Raw genomic sequence first — 983 nt, 5'->3', positions numbered from 1 at the left:
CCCAGGTCCAGACGGTGGATTCCGACACCCTGCGCACCGGCGACCTGGCCTTTGCGGTCGGCTATCCCCTGGGCCTGGATCAGACCCTGACCATGGGGGTCATCTCGGGCCTCAACCGTTCGGGCATGGGCGACGCCATCGAGGACTATATCCAGACCGACGCGGCGGTGAACTCGGGCAACTCGGGCGGGCCGCTGCTGGACAGCCGGGGCCGGCTGATCGGCATCAACACCTCGATCCTGTCCGGCGGCATGGGCGGCGGCAACGACGGCATCGCCTTCGCCGTGCCGACGCGGATCATGATGTTCGTGGTCGACCAGTTGCGCGCCACCGGCGAGGTCAAGCGCGGTCAGATCGGCGTGGCCCTGGGGTCGCTGACAGCCGAACGGGCGCGTGATCTGGGGCTGAACCTGGTGCGCGGGGCTGTCGTCTATGACGCCGCGCCGGGGTCATCCGCCGAGCAGGCGGGCCTGCGGCCTGGCGACGTGATCACCCGCATCCAGAACCGCCCCGTGGCCAACGCCGGCTCGGTCCAGGCCACGGTCGGCATCGCTCGGCCGGGCGCCGCCCTGCCGGTCGTCTATCTGCGCGACGGACGCGAGGCGACGGCCACTTTGACGGTCCAGTCGTCCGATCCGGCGGCCGTGAGAGTGGGACGCAGCGCGGCCATGGCGCGGGGCCTGACCTTCCGCAACAGCGGCGACGGCGCGGGCGCCCAGATCACCGTGGTCGAGGGCGGTTCCGCCGCGGCGGCGGCGGGCGTTCAGGCGGGCGACGTGGTGGTCTCGGCGGGTTCGACCAGCGTGGCGGACATGACGGCCTTGGCTGCGGCCCTGCAGGCTGCCGGCGGTGCGGTCGACTTGACGGTGATGCGCGACGGCGAGCGGACGACGATCAGCCTTCCGGGCTGATCGATCTTCGTTTCAATTTCAGGGGACGCGGGCCAGACAGCAAAACGCCCGCGTCGCCAGGAGGGGGAGGGG

1 protein-coding gene is annotated in these 983 nt (G+C 71.4%); it reads left to right on the top strand.

Annotation, left to right across the window (positions count from 1 at the left end; all coding sequences use genetic code 11):
- On the top strand, positions 1–911 hold a 911-nt coding region (locus HX774_RS19070; RefSeq protein ID WP_178828985.1), incomplete at its 5' end, for a S1C family serine protease.
- Positions 912–983 lie beyond the last annotated feature (72 nt).

It is taken from the genome of Brevundimonas sp. P7753 (assembly GCF_013386595.1).
Classification (GTDB): Bacteria; Pseudomonadota; Alphaproteobacteria; order Caulobacterales; family Caulobacteraceae; genus Brevundimonas; species Brevundimonas bullata.
Note: the sequence above shows the minus strand (reverse complement) of the source record. Positions and strands in the feature narration are given on the sequence as shown.